The 2568-nt window shown below is 72.1% G+C and carries 1 protein-coding gene; it reads right to left on the bottom strand.

The genetic code is table 11. From position 1 onward, the window contains the following. Positions 1-4: 4 nt before the first annotated feature. Positions 5-2568, bottom strand: a 2564-nt coding sequence (locus G6024_RS09070; protein ID WP_159148532.1) for a bifunctional [glutamine synthetase] adenylyltransferase/[glutamine synthetase]-adenylyl-L-tyrosine phosphorylase, incomplete at its 5' end; no start/stop codon positions are given.

The following is a 2568-nucleotide window of genomic DNA, read 5'->3' as shown; positions in this document are numbered from 1 at the left end:
GGCGTCAGTCCTCGCCCCAGAACACGTGGTCGACCGCCTTGCGACCGAGACGGGTCACGCGCAGGTACTCGTTGAGGAACCCCGCGCCGTCGGCGGAACCGGTGCAGATCATCGCCACCGCCGCCAGGATCGAGCCCTGACCCGGCAGTTGGTCGACCGCCTTGCCGCGCGCCAGGACCAACGCGTTGCGGGCGTGGGCGGCCATGAGCCACGAGTCGACCAGTGCGTCGCGCTCGGACTCCGGCAGCAACTCGGCCGAGGCGGCGGCGTCGAGTGCCTCGAGTGTGGACGTCGTGTGCAGCCCGGGCACCCTGGCGGCGTGCTGCATCGTCAACAACTGGGCGCTCCACTCCACGTCGGCCAGGCCACCGCGGCCGAGTTTGGTGTGGGTGGCCGGATCCGCGCCACGCGGCAGGCGCTCCGAGTCGATCCGCGCCTTCATCCGGCGGATCTGCTGCACGACCTTCGGGGGCACGCCCTGCTCCGGGTAACGGAACTCGTCGATCATGTGGAGGAAATCCAGCCCGAGCTCGCGGTCCCCGGCGGCGAACGAGGCCCGCAGCAGCGCCTGCAACTCCCACGTCTCGGCCCACTTGGCGTAGTAGGCACGGTAGGAGGCCAGGGTGCGCACGAGTGGGCCGTTCCGGCCCTCCGGGCGTAGGTCGGCGTCCAGGTCCAGCGGGGGATCCGACGACGGCGAGGCCAGCAGCTTGCCCACCCGCTCGGCCACCTGCGTGGCCCACCGGACCGCCTCGTCCTCCTTGGCGCCCTCGACCGGGTCGCACACGATCATCACGTCCGCGTCGCTGCTGTAGGACAGCTCGTCCCCGCCGAGCCGCCCCATCCCGATGTACGCGAGGCGGGCCGGCTGCACACCGCCCTCGGGCATCATGTCGCGGACCACGGCGGCCAGGGACGCCTCGAGCACCGCCCGCCACACGGCCGACAGTCGCCGCCCGACGTCGGGTACCGAGATCATCTGCAGGACGTCAGCGGCCCCGATCCGGGCCAGCTCCGCGCGGCGAAGCGACCGCGCCGTGGCGATGACCCGCTCGGGAGTGGGGTGCCGGGCGGCGGAGGCGGTGAGCGCGGAGGCGATGTCGGAGACCTTGGAGGCCACGAGCACCGGGCCCTGCGCGCCGTCGGTGAGGTCGGGGATCACCTCGGGGTTGCGCATGAGCAGGCCCGCGACGAACGCCGAGGTCCCCAGCACCCGTACGAGGCGGCGGGCCACGATGCTGTCGTCCCGCAGGGTGCGCAGGAACCAGGTGATCTCCTCGTTCTCCTCGCACAGTCGCCGGTAGGCCAGCAGTCCCGCGTCCGGGTCCGCGGTGTCCGCGAGCCACTCCATGAACGTGGGCAGCAGCAGCGCCTGGATACGGCCGCGGCGACTGCTCTGTCCCGCCAACGCCCGCAGGTGACCCAAGGCATTGCGGGGCGCCGCGAAGCCGAGTGCGGCCAGCTGACGCTCCATCGCCTCCGAGCTGAGCGAGAGGGCCTCGGCGTCGTACGAGGCGATCGAGTCCAGTAGCGGTCGGTAGAACAGCTTGGAGTGCAGGCGGCGGACGCGGCGGCGCAGCTCGCGCAGACTCTGCCGCAGCACCTGCGCGGCGTCGTTCGGCCCGTCCGGCCGGATGTGCGCCGCGCGGGCCAACCAGCGGTAGGCCTCCTCGTCGTCGTCCTCCGGCAGCAGGTGGGTGCGCTTGTAACGCTGCAGTTGCAGGCGGTGCTCGAGCAGGCGGAGAAACTCGTAGGCGGCGAGTAGTTCCGCGCCGTCCTCGCGGGCGATGTACCCGCCGTCGCGCAGCGCGCCGAGCGCCTCGACGGTGCTGGTGACGCGAAGGTCCTCGTCGGTGCGGCCGTGGACCATCTGCAGCAACTGCACGGCGAACTCGACGTCGCGCAGGCCCCCGCGCCCAAGCTTGAGTTCACGCTCGCGCAGCGCCTCGGGAACGTTCTCCTCCACGCGTCGACGCATGGCCTGCACGTCGTGCACGAAGTCGTCCCGCTCGGCGGCGGTCCACACCATCGGGTGGACGGTGTCGTGGTACTCCACCGCCAGGGCCAGGTCGCCGGTCATGGGGCGCGCCTTGAGCTGGGCCTGGAACTCCCACGTCTTGGCCCACCGCTTGTAGTAAGCCGTATGGGACTCGAGGGTGCGCACCAGTTCGCCCGACTTGCCCTCCGGGCGCAGCGCCGCGTCGACCTCGAAGAAGGCCATGGACCCGATGCGCATCAGCTCCCCCGCCACGCGGCCGGTCCTGGCGTCGGCCGGCTCGGCCACGAAGATGACGTCGACGTCCGAGATGTAGTTGAGCTCGCGCGCCCCGCCCTTGCCCATGGCCACCACGCCCAGCCGGGCGGGCATCGGCGAGTCCGGGTAGACGGTGGCCACCGCGACCGCGAGAGCGGCCGTCAATGCCGCGTCCGCGAGGTCGGACAGGCGCCGGCCCACCTCTGTGAACGGCAGGACGGGCTCGTCGTCCTCGACCGACCCGGCCACGTCGTGCGCGGCGAGCAGCGCCACGTGGTCGCGGTAGGTCGAGCGCAGCACGCTGACGGCGGCGC

Origin of the sequence: Dietzia maris, assembly GCF_014144855.1 — a bacterium.
Taxonomy (GTDB): domain Bacteria; phylum Actinomycetota; class Actinomycetes; order Mycobacteriales; family Mycobacteriaceae; genus Dietzia; species Dietzia kunjamensis.
Note: the sequence above shows the minus strand (reverse complement) of the source record. Positions and strands in the feature narration are given on the sequence as shown.